The organism is Levilactobacillus yiduensis (assembly GCF_024718525.1).
Taxonomy (GTDB): domain Bacteria; phylum Bacillota; class Bacilli; order Lactobacillales; family Lactobacillaceae; genus Levilactobacillus; species Levilactobacillus yiduensis.
Genome location: NZ_JAMXAZ010000008.1, coordinates 73462 through 96202 on the forward strand (window position 1 = coordinate 73462; position 22741 = coordinate 96202).

Annotated in this window: 22 protein-coding genes; 8 read left to right on the top strand and 14 right to left on the bottom strand. The window is 51.9% G+C overall.

Annotation, left to right across the window (positions count from 1 at the left end; translation table 11 throughout):
- Positions 1-81 precede the first annotated feature (81 nt).
- The 3 genes from mazE to NGM66_RS06485 form a co-directional block, all read right to left on the bottom strand.
- Complete coding sequence (mazE, locus tag NGM66_RS06475; protein WP_209280009.1) at positions 82-324, bottom strand: type II toxin-antitoxin system PemI/MazE family antitoxin; 243 nt, start codon at positions 322-324, stop codon at positions 82-84.
- A 93-nt stretch (positions 325-417) separates the two neighbouring features.
- Entirely contained in the window at positions 418-942 is a 525-nt protein-coding gene (locus tag NGM66_RS06480; protein ID WP_208907727.1) for a DUF1836 domain-containing protein, read from the bottom strand.
- 89 nt (positions 943-1031) lie between these two features.
- Positions 1032-3377, bottom strand: a complete 2346-nt coding sequence (locus NGM66_RS06485; protein ID WP_208907726.1) for a cation-translocating P-type ATPase — start codon at positions 3375-3377, stop codon at positions 1032-1034.
- A 182-nt stretch (positions 3378-3559) separates the two neighbouring features.
- Between NGM66_RS06485 and NGM66_RS06490 the strand changes: the two genes are divergently transcribed.
- Positions 3560-3718 (top strand): hypothetical protein, encoded by a 159-nt coding sequence (locus tag NGM66_RS06490; protein WP_208907725.1) that lies wholly within the window; start codon positions 3560-3562, stop codon positions 3716-3718.
- Positions 3719-3819: 101 nt separating this feature from the next.
- Positions 3820-4668 carry an aldo/keto reductase gene (locus NGM66_RS06495; RefSeq protein WP_208907724.1) on the top strand — a complete coding sequence of 283 codons (849 nt, stop codon included), beginning with the start codon at positions 3820-3822 and terminating at the stop codon, positions 4666-4668.
- Between the two features lie 697 nt (positions 4669-5365).
- Here NGM66_RS06495 and yjeM read toward each other — a convergent pair.
- The 5 genes from yjeM to NGM66_RS06520 all read right to left on the bottom strand — a co-directional run bounded on the left by yjeM (position 5366) and on the right by NGM66_RS06520 (position 9357).
- A complete protein-coding gene (gene yjeM / locus NGM66_RS06500; RefSeq protein WP_208907723.1) occupies positions 5366-6859 on the bottom strand; it encodes a glutamate/gamma-aminobutyrate family transporter YjeM in 1494 nt (497 codons plus the stop codon).
- A gap of 517 nt (positions 6860-7376) precedes the next feature.
- Entirely contained in the window at positions 7377-7802 is a 426-nt protein-coding gene (locus tag NGM66_RS06505; protein ID WP_208907722.1) for an Hsp20/alpha crystallin family protein, read from the bottom strand.
- A gap of 381 nt (positions 7803-8183) precedes the next feature.
- Entirely contained in the window at positions 8184-8507 is a 324-nt protein-coding gene (locus tag NGM66_RS06510; protein WP_208907721.1) for an addiction module toxin RelE, read from the bottom strand.
- Positions 8507-8842, bottom strand: coding sequence for a type II toxin-antitoxin system Phd/YefM family antitoxin (locus NGM66_RS06515; protein ID WP_208907720.1), 336 nt, complete (start codon positions 8840-8842; stop codon positions 8507-8509). The genes NGM66_RS06510 and NGM66_RS06515 overlap by 1 nt, the downstream gene beginning before the upstream one ends.
- Positions 8843-8991: 149 nt before the next feature.
- On the bottom strand, positions 8992-9357 hold the full coding sequence (locus tag NGM66_RS06520) for a hypothetical protein (protein WP_125575554.1): 366 nt from the start codon (positions 9355-9357) through the stop codon (positions 8992-8994).
- Between the two features lie 404 nt (positions 9358-9761).
- Here NGM66_RS06520 and NGM66_RS06525 point away from each other — a divergent pair, with 404 nt between their 5' ends.
- Positions 9762-11135: a hemolysin family protein gene (locus NGM66_RS06525; RefSeq protein ID WP_208907719.1), complete on the top strand. Its 1374-nt coding sequence runs from the start codon at positions 9762-9764 to the stop codon at positions 11133-11135.
- Positions 11136-11174: 39 nt separating this feature from the next.
- Here NGM66_RS06525 and NGM66_RS06530 read toward each other — a convergent pair whose 3' ends face one another.
- Entirely contained in the window at positions 11175-12044 is an 870-nt protein-coding gene (locus tag NGM66_RS06530; RefSeq protein ID WP_208907718.1) for a LysR family transcriptional regulator, read from the bottom strand.
- 120 nt (positions 12045-12164) lie between these two features.
- Between NGM66_RS06530 and NGM66_RS06535 the strand changes: the two genes are divergently transcribed.
- Both NGM66_RS06535 and NGM66_RS06540 read left to right on the top strand, forming a co-directional pair.
- Positions 12165-13145: a zinc-dependent alcohol dehydrogenase gene (locus NGM66_RS06535; RefSeq protein WP_208907717.1), complete on the top strand. Its 981-nt coding sequence runs from the start codon at positions 12165-12167 to the stop codon at positions 13143-13145.
- Positions 13146-13158: 13 nt separating this feature from the next.
- Positions 13159-14001, top strand: coding sequence for an SDR family oxidoreductase (locus tag NGM66_RS06540; protein WP_208907716.1), 843 nt, complete (start codon positions 13159-13161; stop codon positions 13999-14001).
- 57 nt (positions 14002-14058) lie between these two features.
- Here NGM66_RS06540 and NGM66_RS06545 read toward each other — a convergent pair whose 3' ends face one another.
- Positions 14059-14238, bottom strand: a complete 180-nt coding sequence (locus NGM66_RS06545; protein WP_208907715.1) for a hypothetical protein — start codon at positions 14236-14238, stop codon at positions 14059-14061.
- A gap of 9 nt (positions 14239-14247) precedes the next feature.
- Positions 14248-14445 carry a hypothetical protein gene (locus NGM66_RS06550; protein ID WP_208907714.1) on the bottom strand — a complete coding sequence of 66 codons (198 nt, stop codon included), beginning with the start codon at positions 14443-14445 and terminating at the stop codon, positions 14248-14250.
- A 128-nt stretch (positions 14446-14573) separates the two neighbouring features.
- Between NGM66_RS06550 and NGM66_RS06555 the strand changes: the two genes are divergently transcribed.
- Entirely contained in the window at positions 14574-15503 is a 930-nt protein-coding gene (locus tag NGM66_RS06555) for an AEC family transporter (protein WP_208907713.1), read from the top strand.
- A gap of 499 nt (positions 15504-16002) precedes the next feature.
- Here the strand turns inward: NGM66_RS06555 and NGM66_RS06560 are convergent, their stop codons facing one another.
- Together NGM66_RS06560 and NGM66_RS06565 are read right to left on the bottom strand one after the other, a co-directional pair.
- Complete coding sequence (locus NGM66_RS06560; protein WP_208907712.1) at positions 16003-17436, bottom strand: DHA2 family efflux MFS transporter permease subunit; 1434 nt, start codon at positions 17434-17436, stop codon at positions 16003-16005.
- A gap of 128 nt (positions 17437-17564) precedes the next feature.
- On the bottom strand, positions 17565-19082 hold the full coding sequence (locus NGM66_RS06565) for an ABC-F family ATP-binding cassette domain-containing protein (protein WP_208907711.1): 1518 nt from the start codon (positions 19080-19082) through the stop codon (positions 17565-17567).
- A gap of 535 nt (positions 19083-19617) precedes the next feature.
- Between NGM66_RS06565 and nrdI the strand changes: the two genes are divergently transcribed.
- Together nrdI and NGM66_RS06575 are read left to right on the top strand one after the other, a co-directional pair.
- Positions 19618-20088 carry a class Ib ribonucleoside-diphosphate reductase assembly flavoprotein NrdI gene (gene nrdI / locus NGM66_RS06570; protein WP_208907710.1) on the top strand — a complete coding sequence of 157 codons (471 nt, stop codon included), beginning with the start codon at positions 19618-19620 and terminating at the stop codon, positions 20086-20088.
- Entirely contained in the window at positions 20085-20843 is a 759-nt protein-coding gene (locus NGM66_RS06575; protein ID WP_208907709.1) for a nitroreductase family protein, read from the top strand. Before nrdI ends, NGM66_RS06575 begins: the two co-directional genes overlap by 4 nt.
- A 540-nt stretch (positions 20844-21383) precedes the next feature.
- Here the strand turns inward: NGM66_RS06575 and NGM66_RS06580 are convergent.
- Positions 21384-22502 (bottom strand): AAA family ATPase, encoded by a 1119-nt coding sequence (locus NGM66_RS06580; RefSeq protein WP_208907708.1) that lies wholly within the window; start codon positions 22500-22502, stop codon positions 21384-21386.
- Positions 22503-22741 lie beyond the last annotated feature (239 nt).

Here is a 22741-nt window from a genome sequence, read left to right on the forward strand (position 1 = left end):
AAACGACTGCTGACACTAGTTTGCATCTAGTCAGCAGTCGTTTTGATTTTTTATTTTCTAAATAAAACATGGTAACGATCATTAAACCTTCCAAACATTCTCTTTCCCCACGGCACGGCCGTTGTCACCAAGGTTCATCGCCGCAATATCCGCTCGTAAATCATCATCCGGATGCTGTGCAAAAATATTCTGTTGAACTGGTACGAAGGAAATAATGCCATTCGTTTCCTGAATCACGTCAAATTCTGCGTTCGCTTCAACCTGCAAGCTAGCTGGGAGTGCCACTATCAACGTCTCACCTTGCTTTTGAACTTTTACAGTCATCTTCACCTCCACTATGATTATGCCTGCTACCTCGAATTCTGACAAGCCATTAAAAAATGCCATCCCCAACGAACTCGAAGATGGCATTTCACGTTATTTCTTTTCAATCTTACGCAACGGCCGTTTGATCAAGTGCAACAGCTTTTCTGACTGTAAACGCGCCACCACAGCATCGACAGCGACTTGCATGAGCTTTTCGTTCAAGTCCTTTGCTGCCGGTTGAACCTGGTCCTCGCCTAAATGGTGGAGCCGGTCTTCCAAGCGGTCAATGAAGTTGTCATAGGCCTGCTTGGGGTAATCGCCCGCAGTGATCTGGTCAATTCCTGAGCGCACCGTATCCGTTTGGAACATGGGCTTGAGGAGGCTGATCATTAAAATATCGGTCAGCTGCATGGTCTGATATTTCTTCTTCACCGGCGCCAAGATCACGTTATGCTTCACGTAATTGTTGATCATAGCGGGCGTGATCATATCAACACCCAGCGGTCCCAGCACGTCATTGATCAGTGCGGTCACCTGGTCCATGTACAGGTCAAACTTCGGTAAATCATCCCAGCGCGGTAATTTCACGCCGTGCATCTGGTGTTCCCAACGGGTGTATTGATTAAAATCAGCCATGTCTTTTCCCTACCCTTCCGTTTCTAGTTCCAATTATAACATATAATCTAGTCCCAATGACTAGCTAAAACTCGAATTCGGCAATTCATCTAGCGCCAACGAATCTTACTTAAGATCCGGCGACCCAAGACGTCTTGGACCAGGATAAAGACTGGCACCACGCTGGCCATCAGCGGCAAGTAGAGCAGTGCTAATTTCCAGTTCAATAGGCTCACCAGCGAAAAAATGGGGCCAAAGAAGATGAAGATGATGGCAAACAGCCCCGCCATCAGCGCTACCAGGCCGACCTTGAAACGGTTCAACGGCCGGGCGACCATGACCAGCGCGTTAAGGCTGATCAGGCCGGTCATTAGCACGCTCAGCGTCGAGGTCGTCGCAAAACTCAGATTGAATTGGGTGCCGATGGCCATGATGACCAGGATATAGCCGACCACGCAAACGGCGGCCGGTGCAGCAATCTCCATGACTTGCTTCATGAAGCGTCCCGTGATTCGGGCATAGTTGGGCTGCAGCGCCAGGAAGAACGTGGGGATTCCCACCATCAATGACGAAATCGGCGTCAGCTGTATCGGTTCAAACGGATAGCTCCGGCTCATGAAAATGAAAATCAGCGTCAACGCCACGGAATACATAGTCTTGATCAAGAAGAGCGAGGCCACCCGTTCGATGTTGTTAATGACCCGGCGGCCTTCGTTTAAGACATTGATCATCGCGTCAAAGTTGGAATTGACCAGCACGAAATCGGCCAGACTCTTGGTGGCTTCGCTTCCCGAGGCCATGGCAATACTACAGTCGGCCTGGCGCAAGGCCAACAGGTCGTTGACCCCATCACCGGTCATGGCCACCGTGTGCCCGGCTTCTTGATACGCCTTGATCAGCGACTCCTTTTGTTGCGGGGTCACCCGGCCAAATACGTTGTAGTCCGCGACCAACTGGGCGTAATCGGGGCTGGGTCCCACCTGGCTCATGTCGATCAACTGTTGGGCCCCGGCGATACCAGCCCGCTCGGCAATGCTAGCGACCGTGACCGGATTATCGCCAGAAATGACCTTCAGGGCCACGTCTTGATTCGCAAAGAAGCCAAAGGTATCCTTGGCCCGCGGCCGGAGTTCATCAGTGATCAGGATCAAGCCAATGACCTGCGGGGTGGTCGGCCGCGGCGTCGCCAGATCAGCGGCCGTCGCTAAAACCAGCACCCGGTAGCCCGCAGCCGCCAGCGTTTGAATCCGTTGTTGGACCGCAGTTGGGACCGTTTCGAAGATAAACTCGGGGGCACCCATGATGGTGGCTTGCCCATCTAAAACGGCCCCACTCCATTTGCGGCCGGAGGAAAACGGGAGGACCTGGCCAGACGTCACTGACGGCGTACCCAAGGCCGCCTGAATGGCCTGGGCCGTTTCGTTATCGTCACCGGTTGCCGCGACCAGTTGCGCCAGCCGGTTTTGGGCCGTCTGCTGGCTCATAGTCCCCAGAGGTTCCACCCGGTCCAATTGGAGCTGACCGTTGGTAATGGTCCCGGTCTTATCCAAACACAGCACGTCAACGCGGGCCAACGCCTCAATGGCAGGTAATTCTCGCACCAGCACGTGATGGCGCCCCAGGGTAAACGCCCCCGCGGCCAAGGCCACCGATGTCAGTAACACCAAGCCCTCGGGAATCATCCCGACCATGGAGGCCACCGTGCCTAAGATGGCGCGGTTTTGGCTCTGTCCCCGTAGCACGGCGGCAATGAACAGCGCGGCACCTAACGGGATAATGGCAAACGTGAGCACTTTAATAATCCGATTAATAATCGTGAGTAATTGGCTAGCACTGCGGCGGTTTTGCTTGGCCGAGTGTGCCAGCTGTTTGACGAAGCTCCCGTGACCGACCGTGGTCGCTTGCACTACCGCCCGGCCGCCGAGAATGACGCTACCGGAGACCAAATCATCGCCCGTTTGCTTACTGATGGGCGTCGCCTCCCCGGTGATCTGGGATTCGTCGACTTCTAGGCCCGCAGTCTCGCGGATGACGCCATCGACGGGTAATTGATCTCCCCGTCCCAGCGCCAGAATATCGTCGGCCACGATGGCGTCTTGGTGGTACGCCGCCACCTGTCCGTCGCGGACCACCTTGATCTTGCCTTCCGACAATAGGGCCAGCTTATCGACCTGCCGTTTTGAACGAATTTCCTGGAAGATACCGATCCCCGTGTTGACCACGACGACGCCCAGGAAGAGTAAATTTTTATAGCTGCCGGTGAACAGGACTAGTCCCCCCAGCAGCACATTGATTAAGTTAAAGAGGGTTAATAAATTATCCCGAAAGATTTGTTGCACGCTTCGGGTCAGCGGGGGTAAGGGATCGTTCTGTTGACCCGCCGCCACCCGCTGGGCAACTTCAGCGGCCGTTAAGCCCAAATCAATTGGTGTCTCGTGACGTTTCGTTGTGGTCATTTCCCCGCAGCCTCCTTCATTCATGTTTACCCCTTCATTGTACTAGAAAACCCCACCGACTCGCCCCTATTTCGTTCAGATTCGGGTAATCTTTTAAGGAATCGCAACCAAATTTGCCACGCGTCTAGTACCAGAAGACTATACTGGAATTGGTAGCAAACTAGTCAAAGGGAGGGTTTATTTTGAACCATAAATCTACAGCGGTTATTTTATTTATTCTCTACGTTATTTTGCTAGGGTGTATGTTGGCCCACCAAGATATGTTGGCGATGTGGCTGATGACCTTTGGGATGCTGATTGAAGCCAGTGTTAACCTCTACGACCAATTCAAACGCCGGTAAGCGTTGTCATTTCTGCGGTTTTAGCTTAAGATTAGAAGTATTATGTGTGGCGCGCCACACACGAAATGACTGACGGTATCTGCCGTCAAGGAGGATTTTTAATGGCACCTACCAAAATTACCAATACGATCAAGCTCGCTGACGGCAATCGCATGCCAGTAATGGGCTTTGGGACTTACAAAATCGGCGACCAGGAAACCATGAACACCGCTATCGACGCGGCCTGGAACGCGGGTTACCGGATGTTTGACACCGCTATGTTGTACCGTAACGAAGATATCTTGGGACCAACACTACAACAACTGGGCTTGCCCCGTGAAGGCCTGTTTTTGACCAGCAAGGTCGCCGAAGTTGTTCAGGGTTATGACCGGACCATGAAGGCCGTGGAAGGCTCTTTGAAACGTCTCCAGACCGATTACCTGGACTTACTGCTGGTCCACTGGCCCGTGCGCGAATACTTCTTTGACACCTGGAAGGCCATGGAACAGCTCAAGGCTGACGGCAAGGTTCGCTCGATTGGTGTATCCAACTACACCATTTCTCACCTGGAATTACTGGCCACGCAGGCCAAGGAAATGCCAGTCGTCAACCAGGTCGAATATCACCCCTACCTGAACCAACAAGCCCTGTTCGACTATGATAAGGAAAAAGATATCGTGACGGAAGCTTGGAGTCCATTGGGCCGCCGCGCCGTGCTGGACAACCCCATGCTGATGAAGATGGCCAAGCACCACCACAAATCAGTCGCGCAAATCGTCTTGCGCTGGGAGCTGCAACACGAGCTGGTCACAATTCCCAAGTCCACGCATCCCGACCGCATCAAGGAAAATGCCGAGATCTTTGACTTCGACTTGGACGTTGATGAAATGACCATGATCGATATTCTCAACCGCAACGAGCGGACGGGTAACGAGCCAGAAATCGTTTACGAAACCGGTAAGCAGTACTAGTTCTGCTGAACTAGGCAAGATTGTGGAAAATGGCCGCCTCCCGTCCGCCAAATATGGGTCGGAACGCGGTGGGCGGACGGGTCGAGCCAAAAGTCGGTCTCGACACCTCGCCTTCGAGCCGAAGGTCGCGTCTCAAAGACGCCAGTTACCTAACCGGCATAACCCGTGCCGCTAAGGTAACTCCCACGGCTGAACCCATATTTGGCGAACTCCGGCTACGGTTGTGATTGTCAGCAGCGATTCGTTCTGCTACGACTGGTCACCATCGCTAATATCATCAACACTCAAAAATGCAACTGACTTGCCATCTCAATAGGTCGGTTGCATTTTTTTAGTCATTGGCAAGTTGAAAATCACTTATCATCTGACACTATCGCCTCAGTTTTCCGCGCTAATTGGCTTTATCGGTCACGTTACTGATCAGTCCTCACCCGCCGGAGCCAGCTAGGGATGGCGCTAGCTGTGTCGACCCAGTTAGCTGGCGTCTTATGCCAGGTTACTGGGTGGGACGACTTGAGAGACTGGCGAATTTTGCCAGGCTTTCAAGCGAACCGGAAGACCGCTTCTCAGTCTGGAGGTGTTCCCCAGAGCAGGCGGAATCCCTAGCTGGCGTAGGCTGCCAGTTCTGCCAAGCGTAATCAAAAATGCAACCAGCTTGCCATCTCAGCAGGTCGGTTGCATTTTTTACGAATCATTTTTAATCATTCACATGCTTGCGTTGGCGAATGTCGTACCAGATGATGCCCATGACGCCGAACAGGATTGGCCCGACCAGCATCCAAATGGTACTTTGCACGTCGCCGTTTTCCAAGATGGGTTGGATCAGCGTGAAGGTGTTGGCCCCCAGGACCACGATGAACACGACCCAGCTGATGATGGTCGTCCAAGTTGGGGACTTGTAGACCTCAAACGGCTTCATGATATCGCGGTTGTGCTTGAATTTTGGAAAGGCGTAGACCAAGAACAGGTACGGCAACGTCATGGAAACGTTAGCCATCAAGGTCAGGATGTTGTAGAACGCCGAGGCATCGGTTGAGGCAAATGACGCCAGCAGGATGATCACGATGACCACCGCACACTGCAGCATCATGGCGTAGCTTGGCATGTCATTGGCGTTGAGCTTGGTGAACTTCTTTGGCCACATGGATTTGGGCGTCCCCATAATCAGCGTCTTCAGTGGCGAATACGTCAGCGTGAAGAAGGCCCCAGAGTAAGCCAGGAACATCCCCAGCCCCGTATAACGAGCGAACCACAACCCAATCGTGGTACTCGTCGCGGCGCTCAGACCTAACGATTCACCCAAGACGTCCCCGAGATTACGCATCATGACGTAACTGATATTCCCCATGTTGGTCGTCGGGTCAGACAAGACCTTTTGCCAGTTCGTGCTGATCCCCCAGCACAGAATCCCAATGGCATAGCCCAACGTGATGACGATGGCCGAGATGACAATGGCCTTGGGGAACGTTTTTTCCGGATTCTTAGTCTTATCAACCATTCCTCCAAGAACTTCCAGGCCCCCGTAAGCGAAGATGGCAAACACGGCAAAGCTCATGATTCCCATTGGTTGCTGATAGTTCGGATGTGGTGAATGCAAGAAGGTACTCAGGGGTTGGGAAAATTCGCCGTGACGTAAGGCCAAGACGATGCCGGAAATGACCAACAGGATGGCGTTTAAGCTCATAACGGCTAAGCCACCCAGACTGGTGATACGCACGATGCCCTTGACCCCCTTGATGGAAACCCAGGTCACCAAGATCATCCACAAACATGACAGAATCCCAATGACCTGCGTGGCGTTCATCCCAGCAAAGGCGAAGTTTTGCGTTTGGTCGCGGCCAAAGAAGGTCGTGGTAAACGGAATCCAAACCTTGGCGGAAGTGGAAACCAGCCAGATGATGTAGGAGGCAAACCACATGAAGGTCCCGATAAACGCAAACCGGGGGCCCACACTGCGGTCCAGCCATTGATACATCCCACTCCCCTCGTCGGATTTAATGGCGGCCCCGTATTCCGCCATCATTAACGCAAACGGAATAAAGAACAGGACTGCGGCGGCTAAGTAAAATAGAATCGACGAGTACCCCATTAAGAAATAGGCCACCGTACTGTTGGCAAAGCCAAAGACGGTCGTAAAGATCATCATGACCAAGGCCATTAAGGTGATTTTATTGTTATTGTTATCAGCCATTATTTTCTCTCCAATATTTTCAAACTGCCCGATTGTAGGCGCTTTTATCAGTTTACATGAGCGACAATACAATCCGCTGGCATTTCAATAATAGCTGGGTAAATTTTTCGTGTGATAACTGGGCGTTTTCTAATGCGGTGTGGGGTGAGTACGACTGGCGGCTTGGTTATCGGGCAACTGACTTTACGATAGGCTTAACTTCTAACGTAGAAATGAAACGACCCCTTCAGCAGAGCTTTTCACTTCTATTTGTCTTCACTTTAGTGTACAGTTCAATCCAGAGGTGAGTGCAGTGAGCAATATTAAAAAAAGTGATGACGCCCCAATTTTCGCGCGTAACAATACCGATCTCATAGCTTCTTTACAGGAGGTAGCCGACGACCTCTCTGGTAAACGTCCACTTCCCAGCGCCTCTACTCTCGAGGAGCTGGAGAAACTACTAAATAAATAAACTCACGGTCTCAAAAAAGCGTCCCCGCCAATTTCAGCGAGGACGCTTCATTCATTTACGAATCGATTAGTCGATACTAATGTGATGGTTATCTTCAACTTCAGTTTGCTTTGGCAACGTCAAGGTCAAGACGCCATCATCGTACTTGGCTTCAACCTTCTTCAAGTCAATGCTTGGCAGGTAGAAGGAACGCGCAACGTTTTGACTGCTACGTTCTTGACGGAGAACCCGGCCATCGTCATCCTTCGTGGCTTGCTTAACTTCGGACTTCCCAGAAATCCGCAGCGTGTCGTCACGATAATCAACGTGGATGTCTTCCTTCTTGAAGCCCGGCATATCAGCCGTAACCACGTAATCCTTATCGTGTTCAACCACATCAGTCTTCATGGAGCCATCGCCGCTAAACATGTCGCGCCCCAGGTTGCCCACTTCATTAAAGAAATTCATTGGATCAAAGAAATCAAAGTTCCGGTTCATAACATCGTTAGTCATAATCAATAACCCCTTTCTGTCTTCCTTGTTTACATTTTCTATAATAGTCAGTATTGGTCAGAAATGCAAGTAATTAGCACTCGACTATCTAGAGTGCTAATTTTCGGAGATAAACACTGATATTTCGGTGTTTATGTAAATGCATTGTAAATCTCGCCAACGGTAAGGTCAATTATTTTGTCTAAAGGTCAAAGAAAAACTAGTCGATAATTGTGCTAAATGATTTAAGCGCCCGATACCTTTACCAACGAAATGAAACGGCATTTTGTAACCCCCTACTGGCAAACTGTCATCAAGCTGAGATATATTGCCACCAATTGTTCCGACATCTGACCATTTCCAGCGCAAACTAAAAGAGCTTGCCTGGGGCAAACCCTTTCGCTATAATTTCTTTAATTTAGAGAGCCGCTGTTCCGCGGTATGATACACGCGCTTGTCTGCACGCTGACCAATCGCCACGATTTGGATCACCTGAATCTGTTGATCCACTTGACGAAAGACAATCCGCAAGCCTAGCCGCTTATTTTTCAACTTATGGCAATGACTGAGCTCGCCGGCTAATGGTTGTCCAGCGCGCATCCCTAAAATACGAATACGAGCCAGTCCCTTATCGACAAAGACCTTTTGCGACCCATCAAGATGTTGATAATCTTGCCAAGCCGCAGGGAGATACGTGAGTTGGTAGGGCTTATCCTGAGTAGCCATTACGCCCACCCATCATTTTCGTCAAGATGCGGGGCCTCATCAGCCGCTGACCCGCGCACTGTTCGGTCATCTACCAACGATGCCTGTTCACGCTCCTGGTGCTGCAAGCGTTGTGCTACCAGATAATCCTGTTCTAACTCGAACACGCGATCTTGAAGCGCCTCATTTTGATTGACTAACGCCTCATAATCCGCCACGTCCAGAACCACGCCAGCTGGCTGGTCCCGATTGAAAATGTAAACGCCGGTCTGCTTTGCTGCCGCCCGCGCAAATAGCTTAGCTGGCGATTTTTTCAAATCGGTAATATTACTGAATGGTACGTTCATCGTTCGCATGTCTGTGACCTCCTTTTGGCTTTGATTATACCGGATGTCACGATGTTAAGATAGCCAAACAACTTATAAAAAACCTTATACAGTCTTTTAAAAAACTACACCGTCTAAAAAGAGCAACCAGGTCATCCCCAGCTGCTCTCATATTAAAATTAGTAGGTTTCTTGCTTCACAACATTATTAATAATCTTTTCGCCCAAGGCTTCTGACAACTTGTGTAAGCCGGCTTCACGCGTCTTCACGATATCCATATTGAAGATGATGGAATCAATGTCACCACCGTCAAAGTCGAACTGTTCGAAGTAGACGTAAGGATCGTGGTCATCGTCGTCGTTTAAGAAATGCTTCATAACTGCATCAGATAAAGCGGTTGCCCATTCTAAATCTGCCATCTTTGGTAAATCTTTCTTCGTCACATACCCCGGATCAAGAACCAACTTCGCCGCTTTTTCCACGTCTTCCTTAGGAATTTGTACGGTCGTTTCTGCTTTTTCCTTATCTTTAGGTGTATCTGCCATAATCAAAATCTCCTTTGATGTTACTGACTTCAGTCTAGTCCTTTTTGGTCGAAACGTTAAGTATTCCTTCGTAGTTTGAATCAGTTGGTGAATCATAAGTCCAACCAAGCCAGTTGATTGCATTTAAAATACCTTTCTGATTGACTAGATGCGCCTCACAATTGTTGCCCCCTATCCGGCATCAAAAGGCCGTTGGACCGGCGTTTAGCGGTCATCATTTTACCACCGCGGCTGGCAAACGCCAGTGACGTGGTCAAATTTCAACGAATTCGCGAAAACTTTGCGATGTTCGGTTGCTATACGGCCCCAGAAAGGGTAAAATTTGCTTCAATTCACCCCCTGTGAAAAGGGGGTGAGACGCGCTATAATGAAGAGATAGAACGATATGAAATGAGGAATGATGTGTGGATAGCGGTCAGATAGTTGTGAATCTAATTATTATTTTAATTACCTTCTTTTTTGCAGCTTTCTTTGTTGCCTGCGAGTTTGCTTTGGTTCAGACTCGGCCCAGTGCTCTGGAGGAAAAAATTGCCGAAAGAGACAAGCCGTCGACCAAGCTCAATCGGGCCATGAAAATGGTCACCAATTTAAATGAATATTTATCAACGACTCAAGTGGGGGTTTCCCTCGCTGGGATCATCTTAGGGTGGATTGGGGAGACGTTCTTCGTTGACCTCTTGTTAGGCGGTATCGCCCCAGCTCACCTGAACGGCGCTACGGCCCACACTATCGCGGTTATCGTCGGGGTATTATTGCTGACGTACCTCGAAGTGGTCTTCACGGAAATTGTCCCGAAGAACATTTCCATTGATATGCCCATGAAGGTCTTAATGTTAGTGGTTACACCACTGCATTACTGCCACGTCCTCTTTTACCCGTTCGTTTGGTTACTCAACAGCAGCGCGTCTGGTGTGGTCAAACTGATGGGCCTGAAAGTGGCCAACGAAAGTGACGAAGTCTTCTCCCAAGCTGAAATTTTAAACCTCTCACGGAGTGCCGTTGAGGGTGGCGAACTGGAAAAAAACGACCTGGTTTACATGCAGCGGGCGTTCGAGTTAAATGACAAGGTGGCCAAGGATATCATGATCGACCGAACCCAATTGGTGGTCATCGACATCACGGCTAACGTCAAGGAAGCCTTGAACGTTTACCTGCAAGAGCGCTTCAGTCGCCTGCCGGTCGTCGCTGATGGTGACAAGGATAAGATTCTGGGATACGTCTACAATTACGATTTGATTCGTCAACAACAAGTGGATTCTCACATTCGCATTGATAAATTAATTCGTGATATCTCGACGACGCCCGAGACGACGCCAATCACCCAGGTGCTGCAACAAATGATCAAGAAACGGACCCCAATCGTCGTCGTTGTTGACGAATACGGGGGAACGTCTGGGATCATTACTGATAAGGATATTTATGAAGAGTTGTTCGGGACCGTCCGTGATGAAATCGACGATGCCAATGACCAGTACATTTTCAAGCAACCCAATGGCACTTATCAGGTCAACGGGAAGATGACGACGTATGACTTTGAACGCTACTTCAACACCGATATCAAGGGCTTTGAGGCCTCCGATACGGTCACGATGGCCGGGTTCATCATTGATAATTACCCGGACGTGAAGGTCAACGACGTCATCCAACTGAAGAACTTCGACTTGAAGGTCTTGGATTACGAGAACTCCTTCATCAATTGGTTAGAGGTCACGGTCAACCCACCGCAGAAGCAAATCACCACGGTGGATGACGAAGATCACGACAGCAAAGATAAGTAATGAGAACCCCGCTGCTTGGCTTGAGTAGCGGGGTTTTCGTTACAACAAATTCGCATAGGCCAAAAATGCCCCCACCACCGGGTCCAATGGATGGCGACGGTAACACCAACCCACCGCCATCGTGTTGGGTTGCGATGTTTTAAGCGGCCGGGTAGTCAACCCAGTTAGAGACGGTGGCACCTGAGATTCCGGCAACAACGCAAAGCTGGCTGTCATTTGCAGGCGGGTGAATAGGACGTCAAGCGTCGGTAATTTCTCGACCCGAAACGCATGTCCCGCTAGCAAATTTCTCGTCAGCTGTTCAAATTGCGTCGCCGGTACTTGTGCCAACGTCACGTAGGTCAATGCCGCCAGGTCATCTAGGGTCACTGCGCGTGGTACTGTTGCCATGGTCGGCGGCGAGGCCACCACGACCAACCGATCCGCCAGCTCCTGCTTCCAGGTCAGACGGCGTTCAGAATGATCGACAATGCCAAAGCCCAGATCGGCCTGGTCCGTCAAAATGTCCTGAACGGCCTGTTCTGAATCGCGTTCGACCAGATCCACCGAGATATTGGGGAAGTCCGTTCGGAAACGCACCAGCTGGTCAATGTACGGCTGAAATTGCTGGGCAATGTAAAAGGACACCCGCAACTTGGCTGGCGACTGACTCTGCTCATGCCAAATGTCCCGCATCGCACCGTGGTAGGTCGCTAACATCTGCTGGGCAGCCCGGTAAAAGCGCTGACCAGCTGGTGTCACCGTGACGTGATGGTGGTCACGCACCAATAGTGGCTTGCCCACCGTTTCCTCCAGCTGCTTGATTTGTGCGCTCATCGCTGGTTGTGAGATAAAGTTGCGTTCCGCTGCTTTGGTAAAATTAGCCAAATCAACGACATCGACAAAATACTGACATGTCGTTAAGTCCATTCCGGTTCACCTACCTTGTTATAAGCTTCACTTATTACCAATGACAATTATCCGCTATTTCCGTTTTGATGTAAACGCTTTTAAAATAGACCTGTAAACAACTAAAGGGAGGCAACTTTCATGTTACGGAAATCAGTTTATTGGCCTAGTGCTGGTGTGGCAGAGTATCACGAAGAAGAAGCCAGTGCCCCAACTGGCAAGTTTTTGCTCATCGCTACACAATATTCTTTGATCAGTCAAAGCAGTGAACACAGTTGGTTCGTCAACGACAAAGCCCACGTGGTGTTGGGAACCACTTTCCCTTTCATCCCTGGCTACAGTTCCGCCGGCGTGGTGGAAGCCGTTGGACCAGATGTCACCCGCTTCAAGCCCGGCGACCGTGTCATTGGCGCGCCGGTCTACGGTGCTCATTCCAATTACACCTATGTCACTGAAGACGCGGTCTACGCGGTACCTGACAACGTTAAGCTCGACGATGCCGTTTTCTACAATTTAGGAATGACCGCCCTCTTTACCCTGGATAAAGCAGATTTGCATCTCGGTCAATCTGTGGCCGTTATCGGTGCTGGTGTCGTCGGTCAGATTGCCATTCAAGCAGCCAAGGCAAATGGCCTGCATCCCATCATTGCCTTTGATATTCAAACCCAACGCCGGCAAGCGGCCCAACAAGCTGGCGCCGACATTGTCTTAGACCCCAACGACACGGCCGCCATTGAAAAGGTGATTGGTGAACTTGACGGCGGTGTCAATGCTGCCCTCGACGTTTCCGGGAGCAATGCCGGAATGAACTTGGCCATCCATTTGACGCGGCCGCTGGGCAAGGTCGTCTTCTGCACGGCTAACAATGATCAGCAGACCTTGAACTACGGCGAGTTCTTTATCAAAAATCTGACCATCTTGGGCGACTTCGTCAACACGGAAATGGACCGACAACGGCGCGCCATCAAGAACTTCCTGTGGTTACTATCAACACAAAAGATCACGGCGCCAGACCATCACGACACCATCTATGCCCCAACTGACGAAAACATTAAGATGCTCTATGACAAGGTACTTAAACACGACAACACGATCAACAACCCGATCTTCAAATGGCGCTAAGGAGGACTCTTTCATGAAAGTACTAGTTACAGCTTCATACGGTCATATCGGTCAACAGGTGATTCCCCTACTGGCTCAGCAACACGTCGAAGTCGTCGCGGTCGATCCTGACCCAGCCAACCAAGCCCCACTGAAAGCCTTAGGCGCCAGTCAAGTCATCGTCGGTGATATTCGCCGCGACGAAATCATTGACCAAGCCGTGGCCGACGTTGATAAAATTCTGCTGATTCTACCAGACGCCCTCGATGGCATGGTCCCGATGGCTGAACGTCTCATCACCGCTGCCGAGAAGGCCCACGTCACACACTTTGTCTTCTCTTCTTGCCTGAACACCGTCATGGAATTGGCGCAACATTGGGAAAAATATGAGATTGAAGACCGTTTGATGGGTTCGACTTTAAACTACACGATTACCAAGCCCAGCGGCTACATGGAAGGTCATTTTCCCACTGGCCCTGACAGTCTATTTGAAACCGGCGTCTTGACGACCTTTATCAAGGTTGACCAGCCATCTAACCTGATCAGTCTTAACGATATCGCGGCCGCCAATGTCAAAGTCCTCTTGAGCGATGACGACTACTACGCCTGCTCACTGGACCTCTGCTCAGCTGGCAATCGGACTACCCGCGAATACGCGCAGGAAGTTTGCGACAAGACCGGGAAGACACTTAAAATCAATTTGATTCCCGTACCCGACTTCCCGTCCGTTCACGCCAACGACCAATTTGGTCGCATCGCCACCTATCACGGCAATCACCCGTACAAGGGGAACCCATTAGATTTCAATGCGCTCATGGGACGCCCCGCTAAGACCTTTAGTCAGTACGTTGACGAAGTCTTGGCTGTTAAAGCCTAACCTCAAAAGGACCAGCCACAACAAATCTTGGCCGGTCCTTTTCATATGTAGAGCCAACTACCGCAAGCGCACGAGCCCCTTAACCAGGTAGAAGACGCCGCCGATAAACAACAGGAAGCACACCCACCAGAACACACTGGTTACCCGAAATGGCAGGATATTCCAAATCATTAAAAACATAATGAAGAGTCCACTCCAGAAATCCAGTGAATGGACGAAGCGCTGATTGAATTGCATGGCTACCTCCTATTTTCTACGCTGTCCGGTCGGTCGAAAAATGCCGCGATACAGTTCGTAGATCCCGATGATGACCAGAATTGCGGATACGACCCACTCGAAGACGCTGTTGCCCGTCAGTGGCGAGAAACCCCAGCCACTCAACACCAGTGCCACCAGGCCACCCCAAAAGTTAGACGAACGATAAAAATCCTTGTTTACCCTCAATGCTCTGCCGCCTTTCTGCTTACCTTCCATTCTAGCACGAATGATTAGGGGATTGACTAACCAATCGTTGACACACCTAGAAATTAGTCTCAAGATGAACGTAGGAAAGAGAAAGGCAGGCTACCCGCTTGGATATCACGCAATTATCAAATCAAATTATTCTCATGTTTATTTTAATGGCGGTCGGCCTCCTGACTAATAAGCTGGGCTTCATGCACGGCCAAACGGCTACGGACCTGACCAACATCCTGCTGTACATCGTGTCGCCTTGTCTAATTGTCAATGCCTTCGAGCAACACTTTTCAGCCAGCCGCTTGCAGGCCTTGGCCTGGGTCATGTTGGGCATTCTGCTGACCTATGGCGTGATGGTCCTGGTCACCCAGCTGGTGTTTAAACGCGTGACCGACCCTAACCTGCAACGCATCATGCGATTTGGCGCGGTCTACTCCAACGCTGGCTTCATGGGCGTGCCGCTGGCCAGCGCGCTATTTGGCAGCACCGGTGTCTTCTTTGCCGTCGCCTCACTGGCGGGATTCAACATCTTTTGCTGGACCCACGGCATTGCGCTGTTCACGCCCCACCAATCAGCCGATCATCACATCAACTGGCGGCAGATTCTGCTAAACCCTAACATTGTCGCAATTGCGGTTGGTCTGCTCATCTTCGTTAGCGGCGTCCATCTCCCCAGCCTGCTCAACCAGACCATCACCTACGTCAGCTCCATCAACACGCCGCTGTCCATGATCGTCATCGGTAACAGCTTGGCTGCGGTCAAATTAAACCGCCACACACTGGACCGCCGACTGTGGTGGCCTTTGGCGCTCCGCAACGTTGCGTTCCCATTGGTCTGTCTACTGATTCTACAAGCCTTTGGTGTTCGCGGGATTCCGCTGTACACGACCGTCTTGATGGCGGCGTGCCCGGTCGCGGGTAACGTGGTGCTGTTTACTCTAAAGGCACACGGCGACACCAGCCCCGCCGTCACGCTGATGAGCGTGTCCACCATTCTATGCATGGCCACGATTCCACTGGTCTTTGCCCTGAGCAATTTGATCTAACTGGATACACTGGCCGCCTTGCCATTCGCTAAATATGGTCTGAAACGCGGTGGACGGACCGGACTAATCCTGAGGTCATATTTAGCAAACTATCTCCAATTAATGGCTAGCCACAACAATACATGGTTTAACACAACACCTCTGATAAAATCCCATATCGCCGGAGGCAGCCAGGGTGAAGCCAGCTGTGTCGGCAGTGTTTACTGGCGTTTTGTACCGAGTTACTGGGGACAAGCCATTATTGGCAACAACTTCGTAGCCGAGAGTGAAGTGAAATCTGGGCTCAGCCGGGGAATTTAGCAGCGCTCTTTGCTGATCAATTGGTGTCTTTGAGACGCGCTTTTCGGCTCAAAGCAAGGTCCGAGACCGGGCTTTGGCTCGGGCCGTCCTCCCCCAGCGTTCCAGCCCAGAGTTTCACGCAACGGCAGGCGACCACGTTTAATCCAAAGAAAAATGGTGTCCAGCCGCAGTGGTTGGACACCATTTTTTAACAGTTAAATTAACGATCCGCCTTAGGCAAGCGCAAAGCCAGCAGGAAGCCGACTAAGGCCAGGACAAAGGTGAAGTAGAAGCCGTAGTGCGCCCCATTGACGAATGCACCGGCGGCGTTGGTCGTGCCATTGGCCATGTAGGCTGCTTGGCCGATTCCCAACAGGCTGGTCGCAATCGCCGTCGCAATCGCCCCGACAATTTGTTGCAGGGTGTTCATGATGGCACTCCCATCGGCGGCGATTGGGCCGGTCAGGGCGTTTAACCCGTGCGTCTGGGATGGTGACATCGCTAACGGTGCCCCGATCATCAAGATGACGTGTGCCACGATAACGTACCAAACGGCGGAATGCGTGGACGTGAACGCCAGCATCAAGGCCCCGACCATCGAGATGATGAAGCCTAACCGGGCTGGCATTTGTGCGCCGACATGGTCGTACAACCGACCAGAAACGGCGGAGACAATCGCGTTCATGACCCCACCTGGGAACATGATGATCCCCGTTAAGGCAACGGGAACCAAGAGACCCTTTTGGATGTACATTGGTAACAGGTACATCGCGGACAAGATAATCCCGAAGTTGATCATGACCAGAACGGCCCCGATTCGGAAGCCAGGGATGGCAAAGGCCCGCAGGTTCAAGATGGGCTTTGCCACCGTTAATTGCCGGTGCGTGTACCAAGCCAGGATCAAGATGCCGACGATCAATGACCCAATCACTGCGGCAGAGCCCCAGCCTTGGTCACTGGCCAAGCTGACCCCGAGCACTAAGCTCCCGAAGCCTAACGTGGACAAGACGATGGACAAGAAATCCACCTTGGGACGGGAAACTTCGGCAATGTTCTTCAACGAAGTGACCGCGAAGATAAAGGCAATCACTAAGAATGGAACGAACAGCCAGAAGATCCACCGCCACGAAGCGATACCCAAGACGATACCGGCTAAGGTTGGCCCCACAGCTGGAGCGAACATGATGACCAAGCCGACCATACCCATGGCAGCCCCGAGTTTATAGGGTGGGAAGATCTGCATTGCCACGGTAAACATCAGTGGCAAGATCAACCCGGTGGCGATTCCTTGAATCATCCGCCCGAACAGCAGAACGCCGAAGCCTGGTGCTGAAGCGGAAATGACGGCCCCGACCGCAAAGTCGATCAAGGCAAACAGAATCACCTGCCGCGTCGTGAACCATTTCGTGATAATACTGGACAGAGGTAAAACGACCCCGACCATTAACATATACCCCGTCACAAGCCACTGAACGGTGGCCGTTGAGACGTTTAATTGCGCCATTAATTGTGGTAAAGCAATATTTAAGGACGTTTCGGAAAACATCCCGACAAAGCCCCCAATTAGCATGCCCATCATGGCAAGCATTGGGTGCGCGACTTGAACACGCGCTTTCTTTGCCATTTCTGGTTGGCTACTTTGTGCTGAATCCATTTGTTTTCACACTCACTTTCATTTAAACACAATGGATTACTTTAGCAGAAAAAAGCCGGCTTCGTAATAGCAAATTTAGAAAAATTTAAATTAAAACGGTTTCAGAGCGACATTTTGGGCAAATTGACCTACTTTTCTGCTTTGGCGGCCGCGATTTTCTGACGCAGGCGCTGTAACAGGGCCGTATCCAATTCCGGCGCCATCATCGCCTGGTCATACGCAAATTGCAGGCGGGGCAGATCGGTGGGCGGCGTGCCCTTAGCCGTTTTCGCTGGGTCTTCGAGCTGGTGATTCGTAAAAACCAGCGTTCGGGTGGCCACGTGTTGGCGAAATTCTTGGTCATGGGCGACGAACAACACCGTACCCGGATACCCGATCAGGTAGTCTTCCAGCGCTTGTAACGCCGGGAGGTCCAGGTAGTTGGTCGGTTCGTCCAAGATGAGGAGGTTGCTGGCACTCACTAAAATCGCCAACAGTTGCAGCTTGACCTGCTCGCCCCCACTGAGGTCGCCTACCAGGCGGTCATAGAAGCGTGCCGTTAAGCCAAATGCGCCCATGACCTGGCGGGTCCGGTCGGCATCTAGCGCGGTGGCCGCGGCCATGACTTGCCACACGGTCTTTTCAGCTGGCAGTTCGGTCATGTCTTGATGGAAATAACCAACCCGCGCGCTCGGTGCCAAGTGGGTGTGCGGCGCGTGATTGAGAATCGCCGTGATCAGTGTCGACTTGCCGCAGCCATTGGGTCCGGCCAACGCCACCCGTTCGCCGGGGGTAATGCTGAAGCTGGCGTGGTGCAACAGGTCATGCTGGCCGCGTTGCAAATGCAGGTCTTCGGCGGCCACTAAGCGCTTGCCCGTGACCGGTGGTAAATCGGTCGCCACCAACTTCAATGCGGATGCTTCGTGTGGCTTAACCGCCGTCGTTTGCCGTTCCGCCCGGTCGCGTAGGGCTCGGGCGCCGCGTTCCATCTTGCCGGCGTTTTGTTCACGGATTGACCGCGAATTGGCGCGTTCACCTTGACTCATGTTACGCCCGCCCTTGCGAATACGGTTGGCCTTTTCGTGGCGAGCCTGCACGGCTTGTTTTAATTTCCGCCGTTCGGCCTGCTCGTGTTGATACTGACTCAACGCATTCTCGCGGCGCTGGTCGCGGTAGGTCGTGAACGCCTGGAATCCACCATTGTATTGCGTGTACTGGTGATCTTCTAACGACCAAATCTGTGTGGCCACGGCCGTCAGGAGTTCCCGGTCATGGGAAATGACGATGAGCAGCCCCGCAAAATGTTTCAGCTGGTTGGTTAACCAGCGTTGATGCTCGTCGTCCAAGTTGGCCGAGGGCTCATCTAAAATTAAAATGGCTGGTCGCTGGGCCAAGGCGCGGCGAATCCGGTCCAACATGCTTTGCCCACCAGACCGGCCCGCGGTGGGCGCAATCTGGGGAACCAGGACGACATCGTCCGTGACGTGACGCTGGCCCGCGAAGTCAGTATCCGTGCCCGCAATGATGTGGGCCAAGGTACTCTTGCCCGTCCCGTTGGCGCCAATGATACCGACGCAATCACCGGCCTGGGCGGTTAAGCGTGCGGCGGTGAATAGCGACTCGCCCGCGATTGTTTTGGTGAGTTGATTTAAGGTTATTTGTGTCAAAAGGTCGTCCCCCCTTCTGTGGCTGACTAGCGTTGGCGGCAGTCCGGTGTTGCGCATGCTCCGGCTTGGTGAGCTGGGCGTGAATTGCTTTGGATCGGGCGTGGTCAACTTGATAAGCGGCTAATGGGTTGATCTGCGACTGTGCTATGCCAGTCGGCAGTGAACGATGATTTGTTTGAGTCATCAGGTAATCCCCCTTTAAAGAGCAGGGATTGAGGGTACAAAAATAGTGGCCGCATTTCCCGTTCGGAAATGGCGCCCACTGGTTGCGTTTGGCAACTCAGTCGGTACACCATCAATCCCAATTGCAGGCCCACTCCACCCCTTGTCTTTGGGTGAAGCTGACTAACATTTGTAGATTGATTAGAAGCGCATCGGCTGAATACCTCGTTCTTTCTTAAAGTACCCACAGAATAGCACAGCCGGTTAATTTTCGCAAGTTTACTTACTCAGCTTGGCCAAAATCTCTACAGCATTTTGCGAAGAATCCGAGTACACTAGGAGTAATCATAGCCATGAAATCGGAGGGACTTGTATGCAACCTTTACGTATCTTATTTATTTCCATCGAAGGCAATACGCGCAACTTTGTGGAAAATCTCACCGCCTATGCGGCCAAGCAGCACGCCAGCGACGCCAGTCTGCCTACCATTACGGCCACCGAAATCAGTGAGGCCAGTGACTTTGTCGCGGAAACGCAACCGTACTTTTGTTTCGTGCCCACTTATCTGAACGGCGGCAACGGCATCGATAATGGCGTCAAGGAACTGATGACCAACGTGCTGGGCGAGTACATCGCTTATGGGCAAAACGCCACGCACTTGTTGGGTGTCGTTGGGAGTGGCAATCGTAACTTTAACGAACAATACTGTCTGACTGCCAAACGCTACGCCGCCAAGTTCAACGCACCCTTCGTGGCCAACTACGAACTCCGCGGCGTCCCACGAGATGAGGCCCGGGTCTACGACGCCCTGGTCACCCGCGCAAAGGAAGTGATCGGCGCATGAACAATCCTACGTTAACGACGCTGTTGACTCACCGTAGCGTTCGTAAATTTACCGCCGAGAAGCTAACGGCTGACGAAGTGGCCACGCTGGTCAGCGCGGCCCAACACGCGGCCACCAGTACCTTTTCACAGCAGTACAGCATCATCAGTGTCACGGACCCACACAAGCTTGCCGTGTTGGGTGAGATCACCGGCCACCACTGGCTGGAAAGCGCCGGCCACTATTTTCTCCTGGTCGCCGATCAGTACCGCAACGCCCAGTTGGCACCGAAGACTGACACGACCATCGCCAATCTCCACAGCGCAGACAAGCTGCTCGCGGGAATCTTTGACGCCGCCATTGCGACGGAGGCCATGGTCACGGCTGGTGAGAGCTTGGGTCTCGGCAGCACCATCATGGGCAGCATTCTAAACGACACTTTACGCGTCATTTCGCTGTTCAACTTGCCGAAACTGACCTTCCCCGTGCTGGGATTGGCGGTCGGCCATCCCGCAGAAAAGCCGGCATTAAAGCCCCACCTACCACAAGAATTAGTCCATTTCGACAACGACTACCAGCCTATCACGGCCGATAATCCCGTTCTGGCCGACTACAACCGCCTCATCACGGCCTACTACCATGAGCGCGGCAGCAACCAACGCGACGAAACGTTCACCCACCACATCATTACGGAAATGAGCCGTGATCCTAAGCAACGGGCAGAAATTCTAGTGGCGTTGGCCCAGCAAGGCTTTTCGCTGAGTGCCGCGGACTGATTGCTAATTTCAAAATTAAGATCCCTACGCCAGCCAGGACTCTGTCTTGACTGGTTTTTCTTTACTCGCAAGGAAAGTCAACTTAACGCGTTGACTCCCGAAATGACAATATGCGGTCCACCAAAATTAGTGAAACCAGGAACCTGCGTCTGCCAGGGTTCCACCTGCTCTGGGGAACACCTACAGCCTGAGAAGTGATCTTCCGGTTCAGCCGGCTCCACCCTAGTCGCCTCCAGCAAGTTGATGACTATCAGTAACATTGCATTGGACAAGAGTTAAGTGACAAACTAACTGCTACCAAGGGTTAAGTCGACTTTTGTTGGCAAGCACACCTGTAACCGAGAGTCCGCCAAATATGGGTTCAGCCGTGGGAGTTTCCTTAGTGGCGCGATTCATGCCACTTAGGAAACTGGCGTCTTTGAGACGTGTTCTTCGGCTCAAAGGCGAGGCGTCGAGACCGCTCCTTGGCTCGACCCGTCCGCCCACCGCGTTCCAACCCATATTTGGCGGACAGTAGGTGGCCAGCACAGCCCATCATCCCTACAAGCCCGCCGCATCAGTCAAAAAGGCTGTCTGCAAGGTCCGTACATCGATTGCCGGTTCACTAAGCTGAGTCGGCCCGGTGGTCGTGGCTGCCGTAAGTGGCTGTAACGTGCTTTCGCCACGGTAATTTTTCTCGGCTAAGTAACGCTGCGTGGCCGCCGTGGGCTGGGCGAGCAACGCTTCATGCGCCGTTGAGAAGATAAACTGACTCCGGTTAACATCCCCCGCCACCAGCCCCAGCAAGGCTTGCGCTACCTCTGGCCGCACGGCGCTGGCGAATTCATCGGCCAGGACGGTTTGCGGCGCGGGGGCCACTTGGGCGGTGATGAAAGCTAATCCTGCGGCGACCAGTTGCTGCGTGCCACTGGAGGCTCGGTCGAGTGGCAACTCAACCACGTCTTCTACTTCGCCCTCTTCGTCGTATTTCTCATACAATAACGCTAATTCCGGTCGCAAAAAGCTGGACCCATCCAGGAACTGCACGGCCATTTGTCGCTGGGTCACACCTGCCACCTCGTTGCCCACCGCGTGTAAAAACTGCGTTAACTGGGGCACAATCCAGTCTGCCAGCGCAATATCGGCCTGGGGACGATCCGTCAAAACTACCAGATCCGTCGCAAACCAGCGAAAGACCACCGCGGCTGGCTGATAATTGGCCGCCTGTAGATTGTACAGAAATAACGCATTCGGCCGGGTATTGGCCGCCGTGACCTGCTGACCAGTGGGCACTTGGACCAGTGCGCCGTTTCGTCGGCTGAATAGCCGTTGAGACTGGCCATTGGGCAACAGTAGCGTCAATTCCTCATCAATTACCCGGGTCGCGTTGTACCGCAGTGCATAGCGATATTGGTGGCCATCACGGGCAATCGTGACGGCAAACTGCGTCGGCTTGAGATGACTGGTCGTGTCGAGCGCAAACGGCTCATAGGGCAAGTTGTCCGTCACCTGTTCCGTGGGGGCCACCACCATCTGTTGCAAGACCGTTAACCCGGCTAAAATCGCGCTTTTCCCCGCACCATTCTGTCCACACAGCGCGACCCACTTGGCATCAGCAATCGCCAGGGTCGCGGGTTCCTTATACGACCGAAAATTTTGCAACGAGAATTCAACAAGCATGACAAGACCTCCCTTTTGCTTTTAGGCTACGCTACTTGGCAAAATTCACAATCATTTTCACCCGAAATCGCCAAATTTGCTATTACAGATTTAATAATCCTTCGAAATTTGACTTGAATCTGGTTAAACCGCATCATAGCAGCGTTCATTAAAATTCTGAAATTGAAATATGATTAAGCTGTTGAATCATAACCAGATAGTATTTAACTTGTGAAATTAGGGCAAACCAGAATACCACC

Coding starts and splice junctions, on each gene's coding strand:
- NGM66_RS06540 (WP_208907716.1), top strand. CDS start 13,159: ATGAAAGTACTAGTTACAGCTTCATACGGTCATATCGGTCAACAGGTG.
- NGM66_RS06515 (WP_208907720.1), bottom strand. CDS start 8,842: ATGCGAACGATGAACGTACCATTCAGTAATATTACCGATTTGAAAAAA.
- mazE (WP_209280009.1), bottom strand. CDS start 324: ATGACTGTAAAAGTTCAAAAGCAAGGTGAGACGTTGATAGTGGCACTC.
- NGM66_RS06520 (WP_125575554.1), bottom strand. CDS start 9,357: ATGGCAGATACACCTAAAGATAAGGAAAAAGCAGAAACGACCGTACAA.
- NGM66_RS06480 (WP_208907727.1), bottom strand. CDS start 942: ATGGCTGATTTTAATCAATACACCCGTTGGGAACACCAGATGCACGGC.
- NGM66_RS06505 (WP_208907722.1), bottom strand. CDS start 7,802: ATGACTAACGATGTTATGAACCGGAACTTTGATTTCTTTGATCCAATG.
- NGM66_RS06530 (WP_208907718.1), bottom strand. CDS start 12,044: ATGGACTTAACGACATGTCAGTATTTTGTCGATGTCGTTGATTTGGCT.
- NGM66_RS06545 (WP_208907715.1), bottom strand. CDS start 14,238: ATGCAATTCAATCAGCGCTTCGTCCATTCACTGGATTTCTGGAGTGGA.
- NGM66_RS06535 (WP_208907717.1), top strand. CDS start 12,165: ATGTTACGGAAATCAGTTTATTGGCCTAGTGCTGGTGTGGCAGAGTAT.
- NGM66_RS06580 (WP_208907708.1), bottom strand. CDS start 22,502: ATGCTTGTTGAATTCTCGTTGCAAAATTTTCGGTCGTATAAGGAACCC.
- NGM66_RS06510 (WP_208907721.1), bottom strand. CDS start 8,507: ATGGCTACTCAGGATAAGCCCTACCAACTCACGTATCTCCCTGCGGCT.
- yjeM (WP_208907723.1), bottom strand. CDS start 6,859: ATGGCTGATAACAATAACAATAAAATCACCTTAATGGCCTTGGTCATG.
- NGM66_RS06495 (WP_208907724.1), top strand. CDS start 3,820: ATGGCACCTACCAAAATTACCAATACGATCAAGCTCGCTGACGGCAAT.
- nrdI (WP_208907710.1), top strand. CDS start 19,618: ATGCAACCTTTACGTATCTTATTTATTTCCATCGAAGGCAATACGCGC.
- NGM66_RS06560 (WP_208907712.1), bottom strand. CDS start 17,436: ATGGATTCAGCACAAAGTAGCCAACCAGAAATGGCAAAGAAAGCGCGT.
- NGM66_RS06485 (WP_208907726.1), bottom strand. CDS start 3,377: ATGACCACAACGAAACGTCACGAGACACCAATTGATTTGGGCTTAACG.
- NGM66_RS06575 (WP_208907709.1), top strand. CDS start 20,085: ATGAACAATCCTACGTTAACGACGCTGTTGACTCACCGTAGCGTTCGT.